The sequence below is a fragment of the Pseudomonas sp. SIMBA_041 genome (assembly GCF_046535095.1).
Lineage (GTDB): Bacteria > Pseudomonadota > Gammaproteobacteria > Pseudomonadales > Pseudomonadaceae > Aquipseudomonas > Aquipseudomonas mucoides.
On sequence record NZ_JAWRXJ010000767.1, the window covers coordinates 1 to 246 of the forward strand.

Genomic DNA, 246 nt, shown 5'->3' on the forward strand with positions numbered 1-246 from the left:
TGGCTACTTCCTGGAGCAGAACCGCTCGCGCATGGGCCTGGGCAGCCTGCGCCTGAGCGTTGAGGCGCAACAGGCGCTGCTGGCCTACCACTGGCCGGGCAACGTTCGCGAGCTGGAGCACTTGATCGGGCGCAGCGCTCTGAAAGCGCTGGGCAACCACCCCGAGCGACCGAAGATCCTCAGCCTGGACGCCGGCGATCTGGACCTGCCCCGGGCCAGCGAAAGAACCAGCGCCCCCGTCGAGCC

General features: G+C 69.1%; 1 pseudogene. It reads left to right on the forward strand.

The annotated features are described in order from the left end of the window. Positions 1-246, forward strand: a pseudogene (locus tag SB725_RS33185) (nitric oxide reductase transcription regulator); the annotation flags it as partial.